Source organism: Deinococcus psychrotolerans (genome assembly GCF_003860465.1).
Classification (GTDB): Bacteria; Deinococcota; Deinococci; order Deinococcales; family Deinococcaceae; genus Deinococcus; species Deinococcus psychrotolerans.
Map to the genome: position 1 here is coordinate 1,720,984 of NZ_CP034183.1, position 20,584 is coordinate 1,741,567.

Annotated in this window: 22 protein-coding genes and 1 tRNA gene; 11 read left to right on the plus strand and 12 right to left on the minus strand. The window is 62.4% G+C overall.

The genetic code is table 11. The annotated features are described in order from the left end of the window. Nucleotides 1–79: 79 nt before the first annotated feature. The 3 genes from EHF33_RS08395 to EHF33_RS08405 form a co-directional block, all read right to left on the minus strand. Nucleotides 80–1,057 (minus strand): aldo/keto reductase, encoded by a 978-nt coding sequence (locus tag EHF33_RS08395; protein WP_124869984.1) that lies wholly within the window; start codon nt 1,055–1,057, stop codon nt 80–82. Between the two features lie 104 nt (nt 1,058–1,161). Then, on the minus strand, nt 1,162–1,692 hold the full coding sequence (locus tag EHF33_RS08400; RefSeq protein WP_124869987.1) for a YqgE/AlgH family protein: 531 nt from the start codon (nt 1,690–1,692) through the stop codon (nt 1,162–1,164). A gap of 66 nt (nt 1,693–1,758) precedes the next feature. Further along, entirely contained in the window at nt 1,759–3,180 is a 1,422-nt protein-coding gene (locus EHF33_RS08405; protein ID WP_124869990.1) for an amidase family protein, read from the minus strand. A gap of 56 nt (nt 3,181–3,236) precedes the next feature. Here EHF33_RS08405 and EHF33_RS08410 point away from each other — a divergent pair, with 56 nt between their 5' ends. Together EHF33_RS08410 and EHF33_RS08415 are read left to right on the plus strand one after the other, a co-directional pair. Beyond that, entirely contained in the window at nt 3,237–4,106 is an 870-nt protein-coding gene (locus EHF33_RS08410; protein WP_124869993.1) for a prephenate dehydratase, read from the plus strand. Nucleotides 4,107–4,129: 23 nt separating this feature from the next. Beyond that, nucleotides 4,130–4,807 (plus strand): spermidine synthase, encoded by a 678-nt coding sequence (locus EHF33_RS08415; RefSeq protein WP_124869995.1) that lies wholly within the window; start codon nt 4,130–4,132, stop codon nt 4,805–4,807. A gap of 3 nt (nt 4,808–4,810) precedes the next feature. On the opposite strand, the gene EHF33_RS08420 is transcribed toward EHF33_RS08415, so the two are convergent. From EHF33_RS08420 to EHF33_RS08430, 3 genes are all read right to left on the minus strand, one after another. Continuing rightward, the gene (locus tag EHF33_RS08420; RefSeq protein ID WP_164473441.1) at nt 4,811–5,521 is read right to left on the minus strand and encodes a metallophosphoesterase; all 711 of its coding nucleotides are present in this window, start codon (nt 5,519–5,521) and stop codon (nt 4,811–4,813) included. 97 nt (nt 5,522–5,618) lie between these two features. Then, nucleotides 5,619–5,695, minus strand: a tRNA-Pro gene (locus EHF33_RS08425). Between the two features lie 113 nt (nt 5,696–5,808). After that, nucleotides 5,809–6,381, minus strand: coding sequence for a regulatory protein RecX (locus tag EHF33_RS08430; RefSeq protein ID WP_124870001.1), 573 nt, complete (start codon nt 6,379–6,381; stop codon nt 5,809–5,811). A 206-nt stretch (nt 6,382–6,587) separates the two neighbouring features. Here EHF33_RS08430 and rpsT point away from each other — a divergent pair, with 206 nt between their 5' ends. Further along, nucleotides 6,588–6,869 (plus strand): 30S ribosomal protein S20, encoded by a 282-nt coding sequence (gene rpsT, locus EHF33_RS08435; protein WP_124870004.1) that lies wholly within the window; start codon nt 6,588–6,590, stop codon nt 6,867–6,869. 97 nt (nt 6,870–6,966) lie between these two features. Here the strand turns inward: rpsT and EHF33_RS08440 are convergent, their stop codons facing one another. Together EHF33_RS08440 and EHF33_RS08445 are read right to left on the minus strand one after the other, a co-directional pair. Further along, nucleotides 6,967–9,078 carry an ABC-F family ATP-binding cassette domain-containing protein gene (locus EHF33_RS08440; RefSeq protein WP_124870007.1) on the minus strand — a complete coding sequence of 704 codons (2,112 nt, stop codon included), beginning with the start codon at nt 9,076–9,078 and terminating at the stop codon, nt 6,967–6,969. A 112-nt stretch (nt 9,079–9,190) separates the two neighbouring features. Continuing rightward, the gene (locus tag EHF33_RS08445) at nt 9,191–9,652 is read right to left on the minus strand and encodes an Hsp20/alpha crystallin family protein (RefSeq protein WP_124870010.1); all 462 of its coding nucleotides are present in this window, start codon (nt 9,650–9,652) and stop codon (nt 9,191–9,193) included. 182 nt (nt 9,653–9,834) lie between these two features. On the opposite strand from EHF33_RS08445, the gene EHF33_RS08450 reads away from it, so the two are divergent. The 4 genes from EHF33_RS08450 to EHF33_RS08465 all read left to right on the plus strand — a co-directional run bounded on the left by EHF33_RS08450 (nt 9,835) and on the right by EHF33_RS08465 (nt 13,144). Continuing rightward, nucleotides 9,835–10,161 carry a hypothetical protein gene (locus EHF33_RS08450; protein ID WP_124870013.1) on the plus strand — a complete coding sequence of 109 codons (327 nt, stop codon included), beginning with the start codon at nt 9,835–9,837 and terminating at the stop codon, nt 10,159–10,161. 196 nt (nt 10,162–10,357) lie between these two features. Further along, entirely contained in the window at nt 10,358–10,912 is a 555-nt protein-coding gene (pyrR, locus tag EHF33_RS08455) for a bifunctional pyr operon transcriptional regulator/uracil phosphoribosyltransferase PyrR (protein WP_124870016.1), read from the plus strand. After that, nucleotides 10,909–11,841 (plus strand): aspartate carbamoyltransferase catalytic subunit, encoded by a 933-nt coding sequence (locus tag EHF33_RS08460; RefSeq protein WP_124870020.1) that lies wholly within the window; start codon nt 10,909–10,911, stop codon nt 11,839–11,841. Before pyrR ends, EHF33_RS08460 begins: the two co-directional genes overlap by 4 nt. A 40-nt stretch (nt 11,842–11,881) precedes the next feature. Continuing rightward, nucleotides 11,882–13,144 (plus strand): dihydroorotase, encoded by a 1,263-nt coding sequence (locus EHF33_RS08465; RefSeq protein ID WP_124870023.1) that lies wholly within the window; start codon nt 11,882–11,884, stop codon nt 13,142–13,144. Between the two features lie 24 nt (nt 13,145–13,168). Here EHF33_RS08465 and kynA read toward each other — a convergent pair whose 3' ends face one another. Next, entirely contained in the window at nt 13,169–14,026 is an 858-nt protein-coding gene (gene kynA, locus EHF33_RS08470) for a tryptophan 2,3-dioxygenase (RefSeq protein ID WP_124870027.1), read from the minus strand. A gap of 220 nt (nt 14,027–14,246) precedes the next feature. Between kynA and EHF33_RS08475 the strand changes: the two genes are divergently transcribed. The 3 genes from EHF33_RS08475 to EHF33_RS08485 all read left to right on the plus strand — a co-directional run bounded on the left by EHF33_RS08475 (nt 14,247) and on the right by EHF33_RS08485 (nt 16,926). After that, complete coding sequence (locus EHF33_RS08475; RefSeq protein ID WP_124870031.1) at nt 14,247–15,017, plus strand: PSP1 domain-containing protein; 771 nt, start codon at nt 14,247–14,249, stop codon at nt 15,015–15,017. A 72-nt stretch (nt 15,018–15,089) separates the two neighbouring features. Next, nucleotides 15,090–15,542, plus strand: a complete 453-nt coding sequence (locus EHF33_RS08480) for a hypothetical protein (protein WP_124870034.1) — start codon at nt 15,090–15,092, stop codon at nt 15,540–15,542. 310 nt (nt 15,543–15,852) lie between these two features. Further along, nucleotides 15,853–16,926, plus strand: a complete 1,074-nt coding sequence (locus EHF33_RS08485; protein ID WP_164473442.1) for a CAP domain-containing protein — start codon at nt 15,853–15,855, stop codon at nt 16,924–16,926. A gap of 129 nt (nt 16,927–17,055) precedes the next feature. On the opposite strand, the gene EHF33_RS08490 is transcribed toward EHF33_RS08485, so the two are convergent. The 3 genes from EHF33_RS08490 to EHF33_RS08500 form a co-directional block, all read right to left on the minus strand. Further along, on the minus strand, nt 17,056–17,700 hold the full coding sequence (locus EHF33_RS08490; protein ID WP_124870039.1) for a DedA family protein: 645 nt from the start codon (nt 17,698–17,700) through the stop codon (nt 17,056–17,058). Nucleotides 17,701–17,708: 8 nt separating this feature from the next. Next, nucleotides 17,709–18,434 carry a phosphatidylserine decarboxylase gene (locus EHF33_RS08495; RefSeq protein ID WP_124870043.1) on the minus strand — a complete coding sequence of 242 codons (726 nt, stop codon included), beginning with the start codon at nt 18,432–18,434 and terminating at the stop codon, nt 17,709–17,711. Nucleotides 18,435–18,499: 65 nt separating this feature from the next. Next, a complete protein-coding gene (locus tag EHF33_RS08500) occupies nt 18,500–19,522 on the minus strand; it encodes a glutamate-cysteine ligase family protein (protein WP_124870046.1) in 1,023 nt (340 codons plus the stop codon). Nucleotides 19,523–19,588: 66 nt separating this feature from the next. Between EHF33_RS08500 and EHF33_RS08505 the strand changes: the two genes are divergently transcribed. Further along, a complete protein-coding gene (locus tag EHF33_RS08505) occupies nt 19,589–20,578 on the plus strand; it encodes a PIG-L deacetylase family protein (protein ID WP_124870049.1) in 990 nt (329 codons plus the stop codon). Nucleotides 20,579–20,584: the final 6 nt, after the last annotated feature.

Genomic DNA, 20,584 nt, shown 5'->3' on the forward strand with positions numbered 1-20,584 from the left:
CCCGGCACTTAATCCATTGATGAAAAATTCAAGGGTCAGTTTAGAGTTGCCGTTTCCGCCCCCTTGCCACTCTCTTTCCTCAGTACCGCGCTCCCGCCGCCACACCCACCGGCGCGATCTCAGCGAGGCGCTGCAACTCACCCTCACTCAGCTCCACTTTCAGGGCAGCGAGGTTGTCTTCAAGGTACTTGACCCGCTTAGTGCCGGGAATCGGGGCGAGGTCGTGGCCCTGGGCCAGCACCCATGCCAGAGCCAGTTGCGCGGTGCTGACGCCTTTTTCTTTGGCCATCCGTTCGACCGCTTGAACCAATTTGAGATTTTTCTGGAAGTTCTCGCCCTGAAAACGCGGATTATTGCGGCGAAAGTCGTCGGGGGAAAAATCGTCCGGCGATTTGAGTTCGCCGGTCAGGAAGCCGCGTCCCAGCGGGCTGTACGGCACAAAACCGATGCCCAGTTCAGTTACGGTGGGCAAAATTTCTTCTTCGGGCTGGCGGTTCCACAAGCTGTACTCAGATTGCAGGGCGGTGATCGGGTGAACCTTGTGGGCGCGGCGAATCTGCTCGGGGGTGGCCTCGCTCAGGCCCAGGTAACGCACCTTGCCCGCCTGCACCAGTTCGGCCATCGCGCCCACCGTCTCTTCAATCGGCACGTTGGGGTCGACCCGGTGCTGATAGTACAAATCGATGTAGTCCATGTTCAGCCGCTTGAGGCTGGCGTCCACTGCCGAGTGCACATACTCGGGCCGTCCGTTGATGCCCAGCATTTCACCGTTAGGGCCGCGCATCAGGGCAAACTTGGTGGCGATAATGACCCGGTCTCTGACTTTGCCGAGCGCCCGGCCCACCAGTTCTTCGTTTTTGCCGACGCCGTACATGTCGGCGGTGTCAAAAAAGGTCAGCCCCGCGTCCAGCGCCACTTCAAAGACCCGCAGGCTCTCGGCCTCGTCGGCGCTCCCCGAAGCCGCCGTGCCGTACGACTGGCTCATGCCCATGCAGCCGAGTCCCAAACGGCTGACCACCAGCCCCTGCGTGCCCAGTTTGATTTGTTCTAAGGTCATCTGCTCTCCTTTTTCTGCTCTTGGTGCCGCTCAATCTTGCGCCCAAAGTGGTGATAAGAACTGGAGTGCGCGGCAAGTTGGCCACTCCTTTGTGACCAAGCCTGCTAAGCCTGCGCTCCACCCACCACGTTTTCCGGCGGCGTACCGAGAAGTTTCAGCGCGGCGTCCCATTTGGCTTCGTCGGAAGTGCGCCACAGCAGTTCGGCTAAATCTTCAGCACTGACTTCGCCCCACAACCAACTGCCTTCTTGCTCCTCACGCTTGAGTTGGCCGGGTGCCCAGCCCGCATAGCCGAGCAGCAGGTAAAACGCCTGATCGCCCGAAAGCAGCTCGGCCAGCACGTCGCGGTCACGCGAGAGCCACAGCCCGTCCGCCAGCTGATGTTCTTGGAGTTGTCCCGTCGGCTGGGTGTAAAGGCACCAGCCCGCCGAGCGCTCCACCGGGCCGCCATTGTAGGCCGGGAGGAAGGCGGCGGACGGCCCAGCCTCCGGCAGCAACTCGCCAATACGCACGCCGCTGGGTTGGTTGAGCATGACCCCCAGCGCTCCATTTTGTTCGTCCAGCATCAGCAAAACGCCGCGCTCGAATACGCTGCCGCGCAGTTGCGGCGTGGCCACCAGAAGGGTCAGCGTCATAGCCCACACAATACCCGCTGCCCCGGCCCGGTGAGTACACAAAAGCCTTTAGCTTTCCGGCAAACCTTATCCGGCAGTCGAGCCCAAAGTAGACCCGGCAGTAGATTCAGCCGCTTCAGGCGCGGCCACAAACCCGCCCAGCCGCTCATGCAAATCGGCGGCGAGGCTCAGCAAGCGGGCGTCGCTCCACGCGGGGCCGCACAGTTGCAGGCCGGTGGGCAGGCCAGCCGCGAGGCCAATCGGCACGTTGACGCTGGGCAGGCCCACTTTGGCCGCCACCGAATACCCGCTGTAGTACGGGAAGATCAGCGCGTCGTATTCGGCAAAGAGGGGAAACAGCCCCCGCTCGCCCGCCAAGTCCAGATCCTTGGCCCGCGCCTGCGTGTAAGCCCGCTCGGAGAGGTCGCCTTTGGTCGACTGCGCCGCTTGCAAAAGAACCATCCCGTAGCGCTGCAATGCCTTTGGATCCGCGTCGGAGGCTTCAATCACCGCCGCTAGGCTGCCCGGCCCGGCAGTCACCCCAGCCAGGTAGCGGTTGAGCGCAGGCTTGAATTCATAAAGCAGCGCTTCAAAGCCCGCCGCTCTGAGTTCGCTTTCGGTGGGGAGGTCAACGTCGTGGAGCACCGCGCCGCCCGCCTTCAGCACTTCCAGCGCGTTGTTGAGCCGCTCCAGTTGCTCGGGCGCGAGGCCCTTCCAGAAACCGCCGCGCATCACGCCAATTTTTGCGCCCTTAAGAGCGCCGGGTTGAAGCTCGAAAACCTGAGGCTCTGCGTCCGGCTCGGCCAGCACACTGGCAATCAGGGCCGCGTCGCGGGCGGTGCGGGTCATCGGCCCCGCCGTGTCCTGCGAAGGCGAAATCGGTACGATGCCGCTGCGCGAAATCAGCCCCACCGTCGGCTTGTGCCCGATCACGCCGTTCTGGTGGGCCGGAGACAAAATGCTGCCGCTGGTTTCGGTGCCGATGGCGGCGGGCGTAAGTCTTGCCGCCACTGCCGCGCCGCTGCCGGAGCTGCTGCCGCCGGTATCGGCCCCGGCCTTCCAGGGGTTCATGGTTTGCCCGCCGCGCGACGAGTAGCCGTTGGGCATCTCCACCGTCATGAAGTTGGCCCACTCGGTCAGGTTGGCTTTGCCCAAAATTACCGCGCCCGCCGCCCGCAACCTGGCGACCAGGGGCGCGTCCGTGGCCGCGACGTTGTCCTTCATCAGAGCGCTGCCCGCCGTGGTCGGAAGGCCCGCCACGTCGATGTTGTCTTTGATCAGGATCGGCAGGCCGTGCAGCTTTCCGCGCTGAACGGCACTGAGTTTATCCAGCGCGGCAGCGTCGCTCAGCGCCTGCGGGTTGACGGCGATGACCGCGTGAAGCTGCGGATTGTGCGCTTCAATGCGGCCCAAATACAGCTGCGTGACTTCCTCGGCGCTGGCGGTGTTGGCGGCGACGGCGGCGATCAGATCGGTGGCGTCCAGCTCAAGCAGAGGGGAGACAGGCATAGCCCTGAGCCTAGCGCAGCCGCCCCCAGCCGCCCACCTTGCGCTAGGCTTCATGCATGACCATGAGCCTTCCCGAAGACGCCCTGCCCCACCCGGAGACCGCCGTCAAAGTGGCGTATCAGGGCAATCCCGGCTCATACAGCGAAATTGCCGCGCTGAACAGCGCCGAAAATGCCGCCGTTCACGGCTACGCCACCTTTCATGAAGTGCTGGAAGCGGTCACCAGCGGCCAGGCCGACCTGGCGGTGTTGCCGGTCGAAAACAGCTTGATGGGCTCTATTTTGCAATCCATCGACCTGCTGGCCGAAACGGATTTGCACGTCACCAAGGAAGTGGTGGTGCGGGTTTCACACGCCATGATGGCCCTGCCCGGCGTATTGCTGACTGACATAAAACGGGTCTACTCGCAGCAACCAGCCCTCGACCAATGCACCGAGTTCATGAAAAAACACCACCTGACGCCGGTAGCCGCCTACGACACGGCGGGCAGCGCCAAAGACCTCGCCGGACGCGGCGCACGCGACGAGGGCGTAATCGCTTCCAAGCGGGCCGCCAAACTCTACGGCCTGGAAGTGCTGCAAAGCGGCATCGAGGACGAGCCGTTTAACTTCACCCGCTTTCTGGTGCTGTCTCACCGTGAAGCGCTGCCGAGCGAGGGGCCGTACAAGACCAGCATCGTCTTCGCGGTGCGCCACACCCCCGGCTCCCTGATGGAAACCCTCAACCAGTTGCGCGGCCTGAACATGTCCAGCATTGTTTCCCGCCCCCGCAAAGACCGGGCCTGGAGCTACCTGATTCACGTGGACTTTGAAGGCGACGCGGGCGACCCCGAGATTTCAGCGGCGCTCGGCAGCGTGCTGCGCAAGGCCAGCTTCGCCAAGATTATCGGCAGCTATCCGATGTCCACCGGGCCGATAGAGCCTTAAGCGCTGATGCCTAGAGCAATGCTGTGACCCCCTTTCTCCAAATCGGACGCGCCCCGATTCCCGGCAGCGCCGAGAGCCTGATTTTGTCTCGGCGCGGCGACGAATTCTCGATCCAGATTTCCGGCTACGTCAGCGAGCTGATGAACAGCCGGATGCACTTTTCCGAAGACCTGCTGGCCGAGTGGGGCTGTCAGCATTTGCACGGAGCAGACGCCAGCGTACTGATCGGCGGGCTGGGCATGGGCTTTACCCTGGCGGCGGCGCTGACCACGCTCGGCCCAGCAGCGGCGGTGACGGTGGCCGAACTGGTACCGGGCGTCATCGAGTGGAACCGTGGGCCGCTGGGCGAGTGCGCTGGAAACCCGCTGGCCGATTCGCGCAGCCGCGTGCATGTGGGTGACGTGGGCGCACTGATTCGCAGCAGCCAAGACGCTTACGACGCCATTTTACTGGACGTGGACAACGGCCCCGACGCCATGACCCACCCGGGAAACGAGCAGCTCTACTCACTCAGAGGACTGGCGTCGACCAAAGCGGCCCTAAGAACCGGCGGCGTGCTGGCGATCTGGTCCGCCGAAAAAAACACCCGCTTTACCCGCAGACTGCGAGAAGCGGGCTACACTGTGGAAGAAAAAGTCGCCCGCGCCCGCCCCGGCAAGGGAGCCAGGCACATGATCTGGTTGGCGAAACGGGGGCTGTAACCCTTAGCCGACAATCAGCTTGGGCTTAAACCGCAGCACGTCTGCGGCCACCAAGTGCGTGGGAATGCCGTTCCAGCTTTGCAAACTGCGCTCCAAGGGCAGGCCGTGCAAGTGGCCGTACAGCACTTGGTCGGGGCGGTACTCATCGATCAGCTCAGTGAAAGCGGTGGCGGCAAACTGCGGGCCGGTCGGCGGGTAGTGCAGCATCAGCAGCGTCTGGGTGGTGTCGTCGGCGAGTTTGCGGGCGGCTTGTAGCGAGAGGCGCAACCGCTCCGCTTCGCGGGCATAAATCTTGGTGTCGTCGGGGCCGAACGCTTCCGAGGCGGGAGTGATCCAGCCGCGTGTGCCGCACACCACGATGTTGCCCTGACCCACTTCACCGAACCTCAGAGCGTCGTTTTGCACCGCGAACATGCCAGCGGGCAGCGCCGAGCGCAGGCGGCTGATGGTGGGCCACCAGTAATCGTGGTTGCCGCGCAGCAGCACTTTGGTGCCGGGTAGCTCGGCCACCGGAGCGAGGTCGGTGACGGCGTCGGGCAGGCGCATGGCCCACGACAAATCGCCGGGCAGCAGCACCAAGTCGTCTGCGCGGACTATGCTGCGCCACTGCTCGAAAATGGCCTGCGGATGCCCGGCCCACTGCGCACCGAAGACCGTCATCGGTTTGGGCGTCACGAAGGCAAGGTGCAGATCGGCGATGGCAAATACACGCATAAACACTCCAGAGAACAATCCTAAAAAACGGCGCGGCGGGCCACACGAAAAAAGCCTTCCCAGTGCCGCAAGGGCAGTGTCGGGAAGGCTTTTCATGTGGTCGGGGCGAGAGGATTCGAACCTCCGACCCCGTCGTCCCGAACGACGTGCGCTACCAGGCTGCGCTACGCCCCGAACCACGCGCTTACTCACCGCCAAGCAGTTTTCGTGCGGAAGCCAGTCTAGCGGCGTGCTGGGAGGGTGTCAAGCGCGGCTGCGCCCAGTTCGCTCTGCCCAACCCACTCCGCCTAGTTCCCTTCGTCCTCTTCGCCCAGCCAGCTTTCGTCACCGGCGTCCGCAGTCCAGTCGAGCCCCTCCAGTACCCGCCGAATCACCTCGCCGCCGTAGCCGCGCCGCGCCAGCAGGCCGTAAGCTTTGGCTTTGGGGTTGTTGCCGCGCCGGATGCTGCTCAGGCGGCGCTCCAGCAGGGCGCGGGCCTGCTCGACTTCTTCTTCGGGGTCGCGGGCTTGTAAAGTTTCGGCGATCAGTTCTTCCTCCACGCCGCGCTGCTTGAGGCGTGCCCGCACCCGGTAAGCGCCCACGCCGCGCCGCTGGCCTTCGATGCGGGCCACCTGCGAGTCGTCCAAGTAGCGCAGCTCAGTAAGACGCTCCAGCACGGCCTCAATCTGGTCTTCTTCTTCGCTGCGCTTGGCGAGTTTGCCGCGCAGTTCGGCGGCGCTCAGCGCACGGGCCGACAAGGCCCGCAGGGCATATTCCATCAAAGCGGCCTGCTGTTCTTCCGGCGTTTTGGGACGGGTGGGCGGCTTCTCGGCGGGTGAATCGACTGAGTCTGAGCGGTAAGACTTACGGGAACCGAACATCCCCCCATCCTAAAACTTGCAAGCTTTAAGCAAGACGTGTAAACTTTCAAAGTTGCCTTTTCCTTAAATTGGAGAGGCTGTCCATGCTTGAGCGTCTACGCTCAGGCATGTGCGCGGGCCAGGCAGGGACACTGCCCCCGACGCCCCGTGTTCCGAAAGAGCAGCACCGGAACCGCTCCGTCTACGCGGAGAAAGAGAGAATCAACATGGCTTTACGTCACAAGTCCGCCCAGAAGCGCCACCGCCAGAGCCTCAAGCGCCGCATGATCAACCGCAGCCGCAAGAGCACCATCAAGACCTTTACCAAAAAAGCGGTCGTGGCCGCGACCACCAACGCCGCCGACGCACAGGAATTTCAGCGCAAGGCCGAGAGCCTGCTCGACAAGGCCGCCAAAGGCAGCACCATGCACAAGAACACCGCTGCCCGCAAAAAGAGCCGCCTCGCCAAGGCGATCAACCGCGCCAACGCAGCGAACGCCGCTCAGTAAATCTCCCTTTAAAATTTTTTGAAACGACGGCTCACCTTCCGGGGTGGGCTTTTTTGGGTTGGGGTGTGCGGCTTATAGAAAAAGCAGGAAAGCAGTTTTAGCTTTTGACCATGCCGATCAACTCAAAGTATTTGCGCCGACTCAGCACCCTCCCGCCTTCGCCGAGTTGCACGCGCCCCACCTGCCAATGTTCAAACAAAATACGCAGTGTCCCGCCCAGCAAGTCGGCGGCGTACCACGCGGGTGCTAGGCCCATGAGGCGCAAGGTAGAGCCGTCCCAAGCGAAATGTCCGCAGCTTTCGTCACAGGCGGCCCAGAACATGCCGCCTTGCTCAGGGTGTTGACTGCCTAAGTGCTGGCCGCGCACCCGCAAGTGCTTTTCGCGCACTTCAATATCAAATTGGGGTGCGGCGTAGACCTCGGCGTAAAGGTCAAGCAACGCTAAGCGCAGACGGTGGCGCTCGGAGCGCAGCCTTCCTTCTTCTCGCTGGGTCAGCGGCGCGTGAGTGGCCGCGTTGAGTTCTTGATCAATCACCCTGAGCCGCGCTTCCGTTTGGCCCATGCGTTCGCGGGCGCTCGGCGGCGGGGGCGGCGGCGGCGGGTCGCCTTCCAGACTCCTGGCCGGGTCGAGCGTGACGCGGCTGCCCCAGCCTTCCACTTCCGTGAGGTGGCCGTCTTCGATCAGCCACAGCCGGTTGCTGACCTCGCGGGCAAAGCGGCGGTCATGCGTGACGATCACGACTGCGCCGCCGTAAGCGTGAACAGCGGCTTCCAGCGCTTCCAGAGCCTCCACATCGAGGTGGTTGGTGGGTTCGTCGAGCAGCAGCAGATCGGCCCTGAGGGCGCTGACGAGGGCCAGGCCCGCCCGCGCCCGCTCGCCACCTGACAGCTCGTGCGGCGTTTTGGGCCAGTCCAAGCTGGAAAATCCGGCGCGGCCCAGCAGCGCCCCCGCCCGGTTGCCGAAGCGCTCTTCAAATTGAGCGTGGAGCGGCTGGTCTGGACTCAGGCCGTGCCAGGTTTGATCCAAGCTCGCCAGCGTGACGCCAGCGGCCAGCCTCAGTACACCCGGCGCTTCGCCTGCCGGGGCCGGATCGGGGTGCAGTTCGCCGGACAGCAGTTTGAGCAAAGTGGTTTTGCCGGTGCCGTTTGCGCCCATCAGGGCCACCCGGTCGCCTTGGCGCAGCTTGAGCGAGACGTTTTCTAGAATGACTTTACCGCCGTAACTCCTCCCCACATGCTCGGCCCACAGCAGCAGCTTGGCCCGCGATTGTCCGGCCAGCAGCCGCATCCTGAGAGCGCGTTCGGGTTGCGGGGCGTCGGTCAGCTCCAAGCGCTCGGCGCGGCTTTTGACCGAGCGTGAGCGGCGGCCCCACACGTCCAGCCGCTCGGCGCTGCCTTCCAACCTCCCCGCTTCACGGCGGCTGAGGCGGGCGGCTTTGCTTTTAGCTTGGCGCTCTTGGTCGCGGAGCTGGCGGGCGCGTGTGTAACCGCCGGGGTAAGGCGTGGTCTCGCCACCCTCGATCCACAAGCTGCGGAGCGCCACTTTGTCCAGAAACTCGCGGTCATGGCTGGTCAAAATGACGGCCCCACCAAACGAAATCAGCCAATTTTCCAGCCACTCGCGCATCCGGATATCGAGGTGGTTGGTGGGTTCGTCGAGCAACAAGATGTCCGGCTCGGTCAGCAGACACAGTGCCAAACTCAGGCGGGTGGTTTCGCCGCCGCTGAGGGTCGCGGCTTCTCTGGACATGAAGCGGGTCAGGTCGAGCATTGCCAGCGTGCGGGCGGCGCGGGCGGGCCAGGCGTGGGCGTCTAGGTCCTCCAAGCGGTGCTGCACGGCACTCCAGCGCTCCAACCTGGCGGGGTCGGAGAGATCATGCTCAAGTTCGCGCAGTTCGGTGACGGCGGCTTGGTACGGGTTGGCGGCGGCGGTCAGTTCCTGCACCGTCACGCCAGCTTGGTACAGCGGCTGCTGATCCAGCACCGAGAGGCGCAGGCCTTCTGAGCGCCACACCGAGCCGTCGTCACTGCGCCGCTCGCCTGCCAGCACCCGCAGCAAAGTGGTTTTGCCCGCGCCGTTGCGCCCCAGCAGGGCCAGCCGCTCACCGCCAGACACTTGCAGACTGACGGAGCGCAAAATGACGCGCTCGCCGTACACCACACGCACGTCTTCGGCGCTGAGCAGGGTTTGGCGGGTGCGGGCGGTCACGGCCAGCAGGGTAGCGCGGGCGACGGGGTCAAGCTGTGAGCCAGCTCCTTGAGAACCAGAAAACCGCTTCCCAAAGAGGAAGCGGTGAGAAGAATGTCAGCGCGTAAACCGCTCAGGCGTTGTGGTTCTCGGTGTCAGTTTTGCCCTCCACGTTGAGGGTGGTAGCGGACTTCACGCTGATGCTACGCTTCTGGGCCGCCTCGCTGCGCGGCACCTTGATGGTCAGGGTGCCGTTGTCAAAATTGGCGTCAACCTTGCTCAGATCATACTTGGCGGGCACGCTGAAGGTGCGCGAGTAGGTGCCGTACACGCGTTCAACGCGGTGGGCGGTGCGGCCCTCGGCGCGAATGTACTTGCGCTCGGCCTGCACGCTCAGCGTCTGGTTCTCGGCGTCCACGCTGATGTTCTCAGGCTGGATGCCCGGCAGATCGAGCGAGAGTTCCAGGCCCTGCTCGTCTTCGTGAACGTCAACCGGCGGAGCGAAGCGGGCGGGTGCTTGGGCAGCTTGACCGAAGGCCCGGTCAACACGCTGGCTCAATTCTTCAATTTCTCGGAACGGATCAAATCGCATCATATCTGGGTTCCTCCTTGCATGAGATCAAGATTGGCTTGGGATGGCGCTGCGTCATCCTTCACCGATGACGACATGCTAAAATCTGAGTGCGGTCTTGTCAAGTTTAGTGCAGCTTAAGATTTCAATTATCTCTACGGAGAAGTTGGCGTAAATGCAACCCGGCTCTGGAGTAGGCTTCAGCCATGCTCGAATCCCTGCTGATGACCGTCAACACGCTGGCCGAGCGCTACGGCGTCAATCCGGTGATTTTTGGGGTGCTTTACTTCGGGAGTATGCCCTTCTTCGCCGTCTCAAGCGCTTGGTGGCTGCGGCGCTGGCGGCAAAAGCGCTCTACCTTGCTGCCGATGCTGATCACCGGCCTGCTGTTTATCGGCGCTTATTTGTATGTGCTGGTGGCCGGACACGATTTGCCGGTGTGGGTTTATTTCTTTATCGCGGTGATGCTGACGGTGGGCGGCTTCTCGACGTGGCGCACCTTTCAGGGCTCTCAAAAGCCCCCTGCCGCCTGACACCTCTTTGTCTTTCTGCGCTATGCTGCGTAGCGGCCCGAGCGCCCCAAATTCGGACAATCCAAACCCCTCCGCACTTTTAACGCGGCCCTGTGAGGCCCAAAAGGAGCAAGATGACCGCTTTAGACACAGCCCTGACCTGCCGCCATGATGAGATGGACGGCCCGTTTTTTTGCCGTTTGGAAGGCGGTAAAGCATGAAAGCTTCTATTCTGAGCGCCGACGAGATGCGCCGCGCCCTGACCCGAATTGCCCACGAGATTTTGGAGCGCAACAAAGGAGCCGAAAATCTCGCACTGATCGGCATTCATACGCGGGGTATTCCGATTGCCGCCCGTCTCGCAGCCAAGTTGCAGGAACTCGAAGGCGTGGACGTGCCGCTGGGACGGCTGGACATCACTCTTTACCGCGACGATTTGAGCGAAATTGCCAAGCAGCCGATCATCCGCGAAACCGAGGTGCCGTTTGACCTAGACCGCCGCCGCGTGGTGCTGGTGGACGACGTACTGTACACCGGGCGCACCGTGAGGGCCGCGCTGGACGCTTTGATCGATCTGGGCCGTCCGGAAGGCATCCAGCTGGCCGTACTGGTCGACCGGGGCCACCGCGAACTGCCGATTCGGGCCGATTACGTTGGCAAGAACCTCCCCACCGCCAAAAGCGAAGTGGTCAAGGTGAAGTTGCAAGAAACCGACGGCACAGACGGCGTGGAACTGTGGGACCTCGAAGAAGTTCAGGCGGCTCAGCAGTGAACGCCCTGTCAAGTAAACCCAAACACCTGCTGGACTTTCAAGACTGGAGCGCCGAGCGGCTCAACGCGCTGCTGGATAACGCCGACACCATGATGCAGGTGCTTGACCGGCCCGTGAAAAAGGTTCCGGCGCTGCAAGGCCTGACCGTCTGCACCGTCTTTTTTGAGAATTCCACCCGTACCCGCGTCAGCTTTGAACTGGCGGCGAGGCGGATGAGCGCCGACGTGGTGAGCTTCGCGGCGGGCGCGAGCAGCGTGAACAAGGGCGAGAGCATTCGCGACACCATAGAAGTGCTGACCGCCTACAAGGTAGACGCCTTCGTGGTGCGCCATCAAGCGGCGGGGGCGGCGCATCTGGTGGCCCGCTACAGTGGCAAGCCGGTCATCAACGCGGGCGACGGACGGCGGGCGCATCCCACCCAGGCGCTACTGGACGCCTACACCATCCGGCGCGAATTTGGCACACTGGAAGGCAAGACGGTGGCGATTATTGGTGACGTGCGCCACTCGCGGGTGGCCCGCAGCAACGCCGAACTGCTGCCCAAGCTGGGCGCGAAGGTGATTTTGTGTGGCCCCGCCACCCTGCTGCCGCGTGAACTGGCCGCCGAGGGCGTCACGCTGACCACTGACCCCCGCGAAGCCGTCAGGAATGCCGACGCGGTGATGGCGCTGCGGCTCCAGCAGGAGCGGATGGACGCCGGGTACGTGGGCAGCTTGCAAGACTACGCGCGGGTGTATCAGGTCAATGAGGACTTGCTGGCCTTTGCACCCAATGAAGCGGTAGTGCTGCATCCGGGGCCGATGAACCGGGATGTGGAGATCAGCAGTGAGACCGCCGACGGCCCACGCAGCCGCATTCTGGCGCAGGTGGAAAATGGGCAGGCGGTGCGGATGAGCACGCTGTATCACTTGCTGGTGGGCCGGGCGTGATGTTCCTTTTTTCAACGTTTCAAGCTCGCGGAGGCCCCTTATGACCCAGCACAGCACACTCACCATCACCAACATCCGCCGCCCAAACTCCGACACATCTGAAAGCCTGACCATAGAAAACGGCCTGATTAAAGGTTGGAACTTACCAGAAGAAGGTCAAACCCTGGACGGCAACGGCGCGACCATCGTGCCCGCCTTCATTGAGCCCCACGCCCACCTGCGCGAGCCGGGGCAGGAGCAGAAAGAAGACCTCGCTTCGGGCCTGGCAGCGGCGGCGGCGGGCGGTTACGGCACGGTGGTGTCTATGCCCAACACCGCGCCCGTGGTGGACGACCCCGCCATCGTCCGCGCCCTGATCGACAAGGCCGCCGCGCTCGGTTTTGCCCGCCTGCGCCCCGCCGCCGCCCTGACGCGGGGGCAGGACGGCGAGCAACTGGCCGAACTCGCGCTGCTGGCCGAAGCCGGAGCCGCCGTGTTCACCGACGACGGGCGCACCAACGAGAACGCCCGCACGCTGCGGCTGGGCCTGGAGTACGCGCACTCGCTGGGCAAGGTAGTCAGCGTACACGCCGAGGACGCGGGCCTGCGGGCGGGCGGCGTCATGAACGAGGGGCCAGTCAGTGAGGCGCTGGGCCTGCCCGGCAACCCGGCGGCGGCAGAAACGGCCCACATCGCCCGCGACATCGAAATCTGCCGCATGACCGGTGGGCGGCTGCACATCCAGCACCTCTCCACCGCCCGCGCCCTGGAGCTGGTCAAGGCCGCCAAAACGCAGGGCGTCAACATCACCTGCGAGGTTTGCCCCCACCACTTGCTGCTCACCGACGAGGCGCTGCGGAGCTTTGATGCGGTCTACAAAGTCGCGCCGCCGCTCCGCACCCAGAGCGACGCCCAGGCTTTGCTGGCGGGCCTCAAGGACGGCAGTGTGGACTGCCTCGCCACCGACCATGCCCCGCACACCCGCGCCGAGAAGGAACTCGATTTGCTGCAAGCGCCCTCGGGCATCGCCTATATCGAGATCGCCTTTCCGCTGCTGTGGACCAACTTTGGGGCCGAACTGGGCCTGCAAAAAATCGTGGAACTGCTCACCACCGACGTGGCCCGCGTACTGGGCTGGCCCGTACCGAGCTTGGAAGCTGGGCAACCCGCCGACTTCACCCTGCTGGATTTGGAGACGGTGCGCCCGGTTGACCCCGCCACCTTCAAGAGCAAAGCCAAGTTCAATCCTTGGGTGGGTCAGGACTTGAAAGGCTGGCCGATGCTGACGGTAGTGGACGGTCAGGTGGCGTTCGAGCGGGCCTGAACTCACCTACCTTTCCGAATCCGTCTACAGCTCCGTTCGCACCTGCCACAGCTCAGGAAACAGCACCGTGTCCAGCGCCTTTCGCAGATACCCCGCGCCGCTGGTGCCGCCGCTGCCGGTCTTAAAGCCGATGGTGCGCTCCACGGTGGTCAGGTGGTTAAAGCGCCAGCGCCGGAAATTGTCTTCCACGTCAATCAGCTTCTCGGCCAGCTCATACACGTCCCAGTAGCGCTCGGGGTCGCGGTAGACGGTCAGCCAAGCGGCCAGCACCGCTTCATTCTGAATGTAGGGCTGGGAAAAGTCGCGCTCCAGCACGCTCGGCGCAATGGCCAGACCGCGCTCGGAGAGCAGACGCAGGGCCAGGTCATACAAGCTCGGCGCGTTGAGGGCAGCTTCCAGCGGGCCGTAGAGGTCAGGGCGGTGCTGGTGCGGGCGCAGCAACGTGGCGTTGCGGTTGCCCAGCAAAAATTCCATCATCCGGTACTGCGCCGACTGAAAACCCGAGGCCCGCCCGAACGCGCTGCGAAACTGCAAGTAATCGGCGGGCGTCATGGTTTTGAGCACTTCCCAGGCGTTGGTCATCTGCTCCTGCGCCCGCACCACCCGGCTGAGCATCTTGAGCGGCGCGTCGGTCACGCCTGCCGAGAGTAGCGTCATGGCCGCCCGCAACTCCTGCACGATCAGGCCCAGCCAGACTTCAGATACATGGTGCACGGCGATAAACAAATGCTCGTCGTGCGCCTGCGTCACCGGCTGGTGGGCGCTGGTCAGGGTATCAATCCGCAAGTAATCGCCGTAGCTCAGGCTGCGCGTAAAGTCGCTGTAAGCACGTTCAGGAGCGTCAGGATTGGCATTGGGCGGGGCAGAATCAGCTTGAGACATAAACACGCTCCTTGAGTTGATCACGCTCGGTGGCGGCGCTTTGATCGGCGTTCAGGCGGCACACAGGCGGCAGCAAGCGGGGCTTTCCTCACAGTCTACGCTCCCTCTTCCCCGCGCCTTCGTGACCCGCCCCCCCACGCCCGCCGCTCCGGCGTGTCATCTTAGGTTCAACGTGTGGATTCAGCCGATTCGTTTTGAACGCAGCCCCAAACTTCACTCTATGCTCACCGAGAACCAACACCCGGTGAACAGCCGAGTGGTCGTGCAGGGCAAACGCGGCCCCGAAGTCGCCACCGTGCGCGGCGCGGCTCAGCCGGAAGGCAGTGCCCGCTACGGCATGATTTTGCGGGCCGCCACCCAAGAAGACCTCAGCGACTGGACCCGGCTGGAGCAGGCCGGCGAAGACCTCAAATGGTTTTTGCGTGCCCGCGCCCGTGACCGCGCCCTGCCGGTCAAAATCGTGGCGGTGGAGTTTACCTTAGATGGCAGCTTGGTTACGGTCAGCTACAGCGCTGAGGAGCGCCTCGAACTCAGCCACCTGATTCAGGATTTGCGCGAGCAGACCAAAGCCAGAGTCAATTTCGTGGCCATCGGCCCGCGTGAACAGGCCCAGATTATCGGAGCGCTCGGTGCGTGCGGGCGCGAGAACTGTTCGTCGAATCACCTGCAAGAATTTGCGCCGGTCAGCATCCGGATGGCCCGCGACCAGCAGTTGCCGCTCAATCCCGAAAAACTCAGCGGGCCGTGTGGCCGCTTGCTGTGCTGCCTTCAGTATGAGCACACGCAGTACGTCGACCTCCTCAAAGAAATGCCGCGCAAAAACGCCCGAGTGTGCCACACCGAGTCCGGCGCGTGCGGCAAAGTGATCAAGTTGCATCCGTTGACCGCCAGCGTAGACGTGCTGGGCGAGGACGGCGCGGGCTACATGCAGGGCGTGGCCCTATCGGCCCTCAGGCCCGCCAAAGACAGCGCCCAGAGCGGCAAAGACTGACGTTTTCTGCCGCCCGCCGCGCTGTACTGACCCACTCAGTGCGCTTCATTTACAGGCGCTATACTTCGCCGCATGACCCGCAACCTAAATGAGCTGCAACGCATCGTGGCGTCCCTGAAGGGCAGCGGGCTGAGCGTGGAGATGATGGACGAAGGCGCACTGGTGCAAGACGGGGATTCGCGGGTGGCCCTTTACGCCGAGGCCGACGAGCAGGGCGGCGTGTTGGTGCGGCTGCACCTCGACCTTGATCTCTACGTGGAAGAAGACGCCATTGCCGACGTGCTGATGGGCATGAATTTGATGAATCAGGGCCTCGATTACGGCACCTTGATGCTCGATCCGGTTGAAGACGAAGACGACGAGGAAAGAGTGGCTTTTGCTGTGCTGGGCCGCAGCGTCTTGTGGTTGCCTGACCTCGACGGCGTAGAGCTCAGCCGGCTGCGCGAGCACCTGCGCCGCTTTGAAATAGAAGTGACCGCGACGGTTGAGCGCACCTTGCAGGGCGATAAGGGCATCAAAGCTTAAGCCTGAGTTCGCTCCGCAGTGGACAACCTGTTCTAGGGCCAAACCGCCACGTTTGGCCTTCCTTATTTGGTGACGATTTTTGTATTGTGTCACACATTTTTGTCATAAATCTAGCTACACCCCCCCAATTCCTAAAGTTAGTTGGGTTACACTACGGTCGCATCTGGTTTTCCTCCGGAGCAAGCGGCTTCATTGCGAGAATTTGTTATAAATCTGTCATAGTTTTTTTAAGAATTTCGCAAAATTCTGCATTTCTTGGAGTGTTTTTCATGGCATTGTCCATCAAGGTGCGCTTAAATAAAGTATGTCAATGAAGTCTAAACAACAGCTCGGCTTACTGGTGATGACCGCGCTTTTTCTATCCGCTTGTGGTTCGCAGGTGGCGGTCCCACCGACTTCTGACCAAAGCGCTCAGCCTGCGGTGGCTGTCCGGAGCGCTCCCCCCGCTGCCGACACGGCCCTTGATCCCTCCACCATGCCCAAAGCGTTAAGCCTCAGCGTAGGCGAAAGTCTGCAAGTCCCGGTCACCATCAGCGGCCAAGTGCCTGCGGCTGGGCTGCTGAGTTGGCAGAGCAGTGACCCCCGCATCGTCGCAGTCACGGCGAGCGGCTTACTGAGCGCGTACCAACCCGGCGCAGTGCAGGTCAGAATCGTTCAGAAAGACCACCCTGAGCGCAATTATGTCCTTGAAGTCACGGTTCAAGCGCCCCCAATCGTCATGCCCAAGCCGCCCGCACAACCAATTACTCCCGCTCCAGTAGCGCCTCCGACTCCCACACCACCTGCACCAGCTCCCACTCCCACCCCGACCCCTGCGCCCACACCGCCAGCGCCGGCTCCTGCACCTACTCCGGTCGCGCCTCCAGCCCCCGCGCCCACACCACCTGCGCCAGCTCCCACACCCACTCCAATTGCTCCGCCGCCCGTACCAGCCCCAATTCCCACTCCAGCCCCCGCGCCGACGCCGACCAGCGGCTTTACTTCCGAAGTGCTCCGCTTGGTCAACGTGGCCCGCGCGGCGGGGGGAAGTTGCGGCGGCGTGGCTTACCCGCCCGCAGCAGCCCTGAGCTGGAACACTCTGCTGGCCGGCGCGGCACAGGCACACGCTGCTGATATGGCCACCAAGAACTACTTTGACCACACCAGCCCGGATGGCCGCACCTTCGATCAGCGCATCACCGCCGCCGGATACCAGTGGCGCAGCGTGGCCGAGAACATCGCTGCCGGACAGCAGACCCCCGCCGATGTGATGGCCAGCTGGCTGAGCAGCCCCGGCCACTGCAAAAATATCTTCAATCCCATTCTCAAAGAGTTGGGGGTGGGCTACTTCGAGGGCGGCAGCTACAAACAATACTGGGTACAGGACTTCGGCACGCCGCGCTGAGGCCAAAGCATGCTGCTGAATTGACCTTCTTCTTCCAGCACAACTCCTCCCCTCTGCGTTCGGAATGGCCGTTCCGAACGCAGAGGGGAGGAGTTTTTATTAATTATTCAGGCAAACTACCAAGCCTTTTTACAACTCCTGCTCTGTCCTGGCTTCTTCACGGCTTTGCTGCGCCGTGTTAACCTCACCGCGTGCTTTCTTAACTGCTTTATAAATAAAGTAAGCGGGAACGCTGAGAACCACCAGCCCGACCAGCCCGTAGATTTGATACCGGTGCCAGACCGCAATAAAGGCCACTCCGCCCAGCCACATCCCAATTTGCCACACCGCCGTCCAGGACAGCGCTCCAAGAAAAGAGCAGGCGATATACGGCAAGGGCTTAAGGCCAGCTTCGCGGGCATACAAAATAAACAGCGTTCTGAACGGCCCGAACCAGCGGCTGATGACGGCCATCCACGGGCCGTACTGGGTCAGCATGTTCTGGATTTGGGTCAGGCCCAGCTTTTGCTGCGCTTTTTTGGGAATCAGCTTGATCCCGCGCGGCCCGATGTAGTAGCCGATCAGGTTGCCGATGGTATTGCCGATGGTGCCGAACAAAATCGATTCCCAAAGTGTGGTGTCGTGGCCCTGAATCATCAAACCCAGCGCCAACATGCTGGCTTCATAGGGAATAAAGGGAAGCCCGATGCCTTCCAGTAGCAGCAGCAAGGCGTTCACCAAATGGACGACCTGCGGGTTGAGCGTCCCCAGCCAGTGCAGCAAGTGCTCCGTCATGGTGAGCTTTACCCTTGAGGCTTGCTGAGGCGGGCAATGGGCGTTTGTGCGCCGTACACTTGGTCGCCCACGCCCACCAAGAAGTCCACGTCACCGAAGATAAACAAATCCACCTGCGAGCCGCGCTCGATGAAGCTGATTTTCTGGCCGGAGCGCAGGGTATCGTTCACGCTGACGTAGGTGCTGATCTTGTTGACGAACTTGTCGGCGATTTCCACCATCGCCACTTTGACGCGGCCCTCGATGAACACCGTTTGGCGCTCGTTTTCCAGGGCGTAGCGCTTGGCAAATAAATCCACCGCCCGCCGCAGATACGTCAGTTGGATGTATTCCCAAATATCCACCATCGGCAAATTGAGTTTGGCTCCGTTGTGAACGATGCCGGTGATGCGGCCTTTCATCGGCGCGTAATTGAAATGCACGTCTAAGGGCGACATGTAAATCCCGATCAGCCAGCCGTGTCCGGGCGTCTGGCCTTCGGGCCATTCGGCGTGGGTAATTTCGCTGACTTTGATTTTCTGGCCGAGCTTCTCGCTAACGATCTCGCCGTTTTCCACGCGGCGCACGTAAACGACTTGGCCGTCACAGGGACTGGTCAGCAAATCGTCGTCGGTGGGGGTAATACGTACCGGATCGCGGTAAAACCAAACGCGCTGCAAAAACAGCAAGACCGCGCCCCAAATCAGGGCGATGGGCAAGAGGCGCTTGAGAACATTGAGCAAAAATTTCAGCATGTGCAGAGTCTAGCAGTGTGGACATTCAACGCTTCTTAAGATGCCCCACACACGCCACAATCTCTTTATTTCTTATTTTCCACATACGCTTTACGGGCGATATACGGCAACTTGGGAAGGTAATAGCGGGCGAACCCGGCGTACCCTCGCCAAGCTGCCGGCAGCGGGTGGGGCGTGCCGAGGTCTTGCCAGATGCCGCTGCGGTAAAGGCCATCGAGGTGGGCGCAGGTGCTGGCCCAACCGTGAACCTCAGTGTGGCCTCGCACCCGGTCTGCTTCGGTAAAATGCAGCCAATCGGTAGAAAAGCCCACCCGCTCCGCAAGTTCATCGGCGCGTTCAAAGAGGGCGTCGGATGAGCCGCCGAGCATCTGTGCCCGCAACTGGTTGTAACTCTGGCGGCTAAACGGCAAGGTGCCGGGCAACTTGGCGATTTTTTCCACCGCCTGCACAATGGCCCACAGCCGCTCTGGATCGGGAACCGGATCGAGGACGCGCAACTCCAGCGTACCCAGCCGGCGAGTGATGATCAAATCCTGAAACCGCTCGTAGGGATCGCTGCCGAGTTCGCCCAAAGCAAACGACGACTTGATGCGCGAAAGCGGGCCGCCCTCGCCCTCTCCAAAGTAAGGGCTGCTGGCGCTGGCAAGGGTCAGCACCGGCAAGAAGTAAGCCAGATTGCCGTAAACCCGCTGGCGCTCGGCGTCCGGCACACCGACGTGAATGTGCAGCCCCGCCGTGTGATAGCGGTCACTGCCCGGCAAGGCACCGAGGGCGATCAGTTGACCCGACGAAAAAACGCGGGCGAGTTCGCGGCGGCGCGACAACGTAGCGGCAAACAGCGTCGCGGCGCTGAACTCCACTCGGGTGCTGACTTCCACGCTGCTCATCACCTCACGCCTGGCCGCCTCCCCCCGCCGGAAATTGGTGGCGGTGGCCGCCCAGTTGCGGCCCGGGTCTTGCCACAACAGCCCCCCCATATCCCACAAACTGCCCAGCGAAGTGCGCCCGCCGTAGAGGACGAAGACTTCTTCTTCCAGACCGTAAGTGGGCGCGGCAGGGGCGATCAGAGCGGACAAGGCAGCAGGCATTTGAGAGCGAGTATACGCACAGCGCTCACCGTAAGCTTAAAGCTTCCTTTATATTGATGGGTGCTGATGCGTTTATACAGGCCGCGCAAATGGAAACGTCTGGCAGCAGCGGCCGTTATCCTGCTGCTGCTGGCCGCCTTTATTAACGGCTGGTACTGGCTGCCCACCGGAAGGTTGACCGTTCACCAAGTCAAGGCGGCGGCGGCAGCGTTGCCCATTATGGAGCCGCTCAGCGGGCGGGTGCTGTTCGTCTCGCCGCATCCCGACGACGAAACTTTGGCGGCGGGCGGGCTGCTGCAAGACGTGATAGAGCGCGGCGGACAAGTCTACGTGGTCTTTTTGACCAGCGGCGACGGCTTCGAGTGGGACGCCCGCGCCACCAACCGCGAAGTAAACGTAGACCGCGCCGATATGCTGCGCCTCGGCCTGCGCCGGATGAACGAGGCCCGCGCGGCGACGGCGGCGCTGGGCATTCCCAAAGACCATATTTTCTTTTTGGGGTTTCCCGATCAGGGTCTGACCCCGATTTATCTGCAAAATTATTTGTCGCCGTACACCAGCCCGCATACCGGCGTTAACCGGGTGCCGTATGCCGGAACCTTCGCGCCGGGTAAGCCTTATACCGGCAAGGAATTAGACCGCCAATTGGCCGCCGTCTACGATCAGGTCAAGCCTGACACGGTGCTGGCCCCCAGCGCCCAAGACGGCCACCCTGACCACCGCACCGCCGCTTACGTGTCGTCGCGGCTGGCGACCCAGCGCGGCGAGAAGCTGTACTTTTACCTCGTTCACGGCGGGCTGGAGTGGCCCCTTCCCAAGGGCAAGCACGAAGAACTGCCGCTGGCCCCGCCGCGCCCGACCTGGCAAGGGCTGAAATGGAACCGCTATCCGGTGACAGATCATCAGCGCAAACGCCAAATCGAGGCCATCAAAGCCTACAAAACGCAGCTGATGGTGGTGCCGCGCTTCATGTGGGCCTTCGTGCGCCAAAACGAATTGCTGCTGCCCGCTCCCGCCGAAGGTGCGCCGATTCCGCCCGCCGATCTGGGAAAATGAACAGGC

Excerpts from the sequence above, each read along its gene's own strand:
- EHF33_RS08485 (WP_164473442.1), top strand. The coding sequence starts at position 15,853 with ATGAAGTCTAAACAACAGCTCGGCTTACTGGTGATGACCGCGCTTTTT.
- EHF33_RS08475 (WP_124870031.1), top strand. The coding sequence starts at position 14,247 with ATGCTCACCGAGAACCAACACCCGGTGAACAGCCGAGTGGTCGTGCAG.
- EHF33_RS08505 (WP_124870049.1), top strand. The coding sequence starts at position 19,589 with ATGCGTTTATACAGGCCGCGCAAATGGAAACGTCTGGCAGCAGCGGCC.
- EHF33_RS08430 (WP_124870001.1), bottom strand. The coding sequence starts at position 6,381 with ATGTTCGGTTCCCGTAAGTCTTACCGCTCAGACTCAGTCGATTCACCC.
- pyrR (WP_124870016.1), top strand. The coding sequence starts at position 10,358 with ATGAAAGCTTCTATTCTGAGCGCCGACGAGATGCGCCGCGCCCTGACC.
- EHF33_RS08450 (WP_124870013.1), top strand. The coding sequence starts at position 9,835 with ATGCTCGAATCCCTGCTGATGACCGTCAACACGCTGGCCGAGCGCTAC.
- EHF33_RS08410 (WP_124869993.1), top strand. The coding sequence starts at position 3,237 with ATGACCATGAGCCTTCCCGAAGACGCCCTGCCCCACCCGGAGACCGCC.
- EHF33_RS08465 (WP_124870023.1), top strand. The coding sequence starts at position 11,882 with ATGACCCAGCACAGCACACTCACCATCACCAACATCCGCCGCCCAAAC.
- EHF33_RS08490 (WP_124870039.1), bottom strand. The coding sequence starts at position 17,700 with ATGACGGAGCACTTGCTGCACTGGCTGGGGACGCTCAACCCGCAGGTC.
- EHF33_RS08495 (WP_124870043.1), bottom strand. The coding sequence starts at position 18,434 with ATGCTGAAATTTTTGCTCAATGTTCTCAAGCGCCTCTTGCCCATCGCC.
- EHF33_RS08445 (WP_124870010.1), bottom strand. The coding sequence starts at position 9,652 with ATGATGCGATTTGATCCGTTCCGAGAAATTGAAGAATTGAGCCAGCGT.
- EHF33_RS08400 (WP_124869987.1), bottom strand. The coding sequence starts at position 1,692 with ATGACGCTGACCCTTCTGGTGGCCACGCCGCAACTGCGCGGCAGCGTA.
- EHF33_RS08500 (WP_124870046.1), bottom strand. The coding sequence starts at position 19,522 with ATGCCTGCTGCCTTGTCCGCTCTGATCGCCCCTGCCGCGCCCACTTAC.
- EHF33_RS08480 (WP_124870034.1), top strand. The coding sequence starts at position 15,090 with ATGACCCGCAACCTAAATGAGCTGCAACGCATCGTGGCGTCCCTGAAG.
- EHF33_RS08405 (WP_124869990.1), bottom strand. The coding sequence starts at position 3,180 with ATGCCTGTCTCCCCTCTGCTTGAGCTGGACGCCACCGATCTGATCGCC.
- kynA (WP_124870027.1), bottom strand. The coding sequence starts at position 14,026 with ATGTCTCAAGCTGATTCTGCCCCGCCCAATGCCAATCCTGACGCTCCT.
- EHF33_RS08420 (WP_164473441.1), bottom strand. The coding sequence starts at position 5,521 with ATGCGTGTATTTGCCATCGCCGATCTGCACCTTGCCTTCGTGACGCCC.
- EHF33_RS08395 (WP_124869984.1), bottom strand. The coding sequence starts at position 1,057 with ATGACCTTAGAACAAATCAAACTGGGCACGCAGGGGCTGGTGGTCAGC.
- rpsT (WP_124870004.1), top strand. The coding sequence starts at position 6,588 with ATGGCTTTACGTCACAAGTCCGCCCAGAAGCGCCACCGCCAGAGCCTC.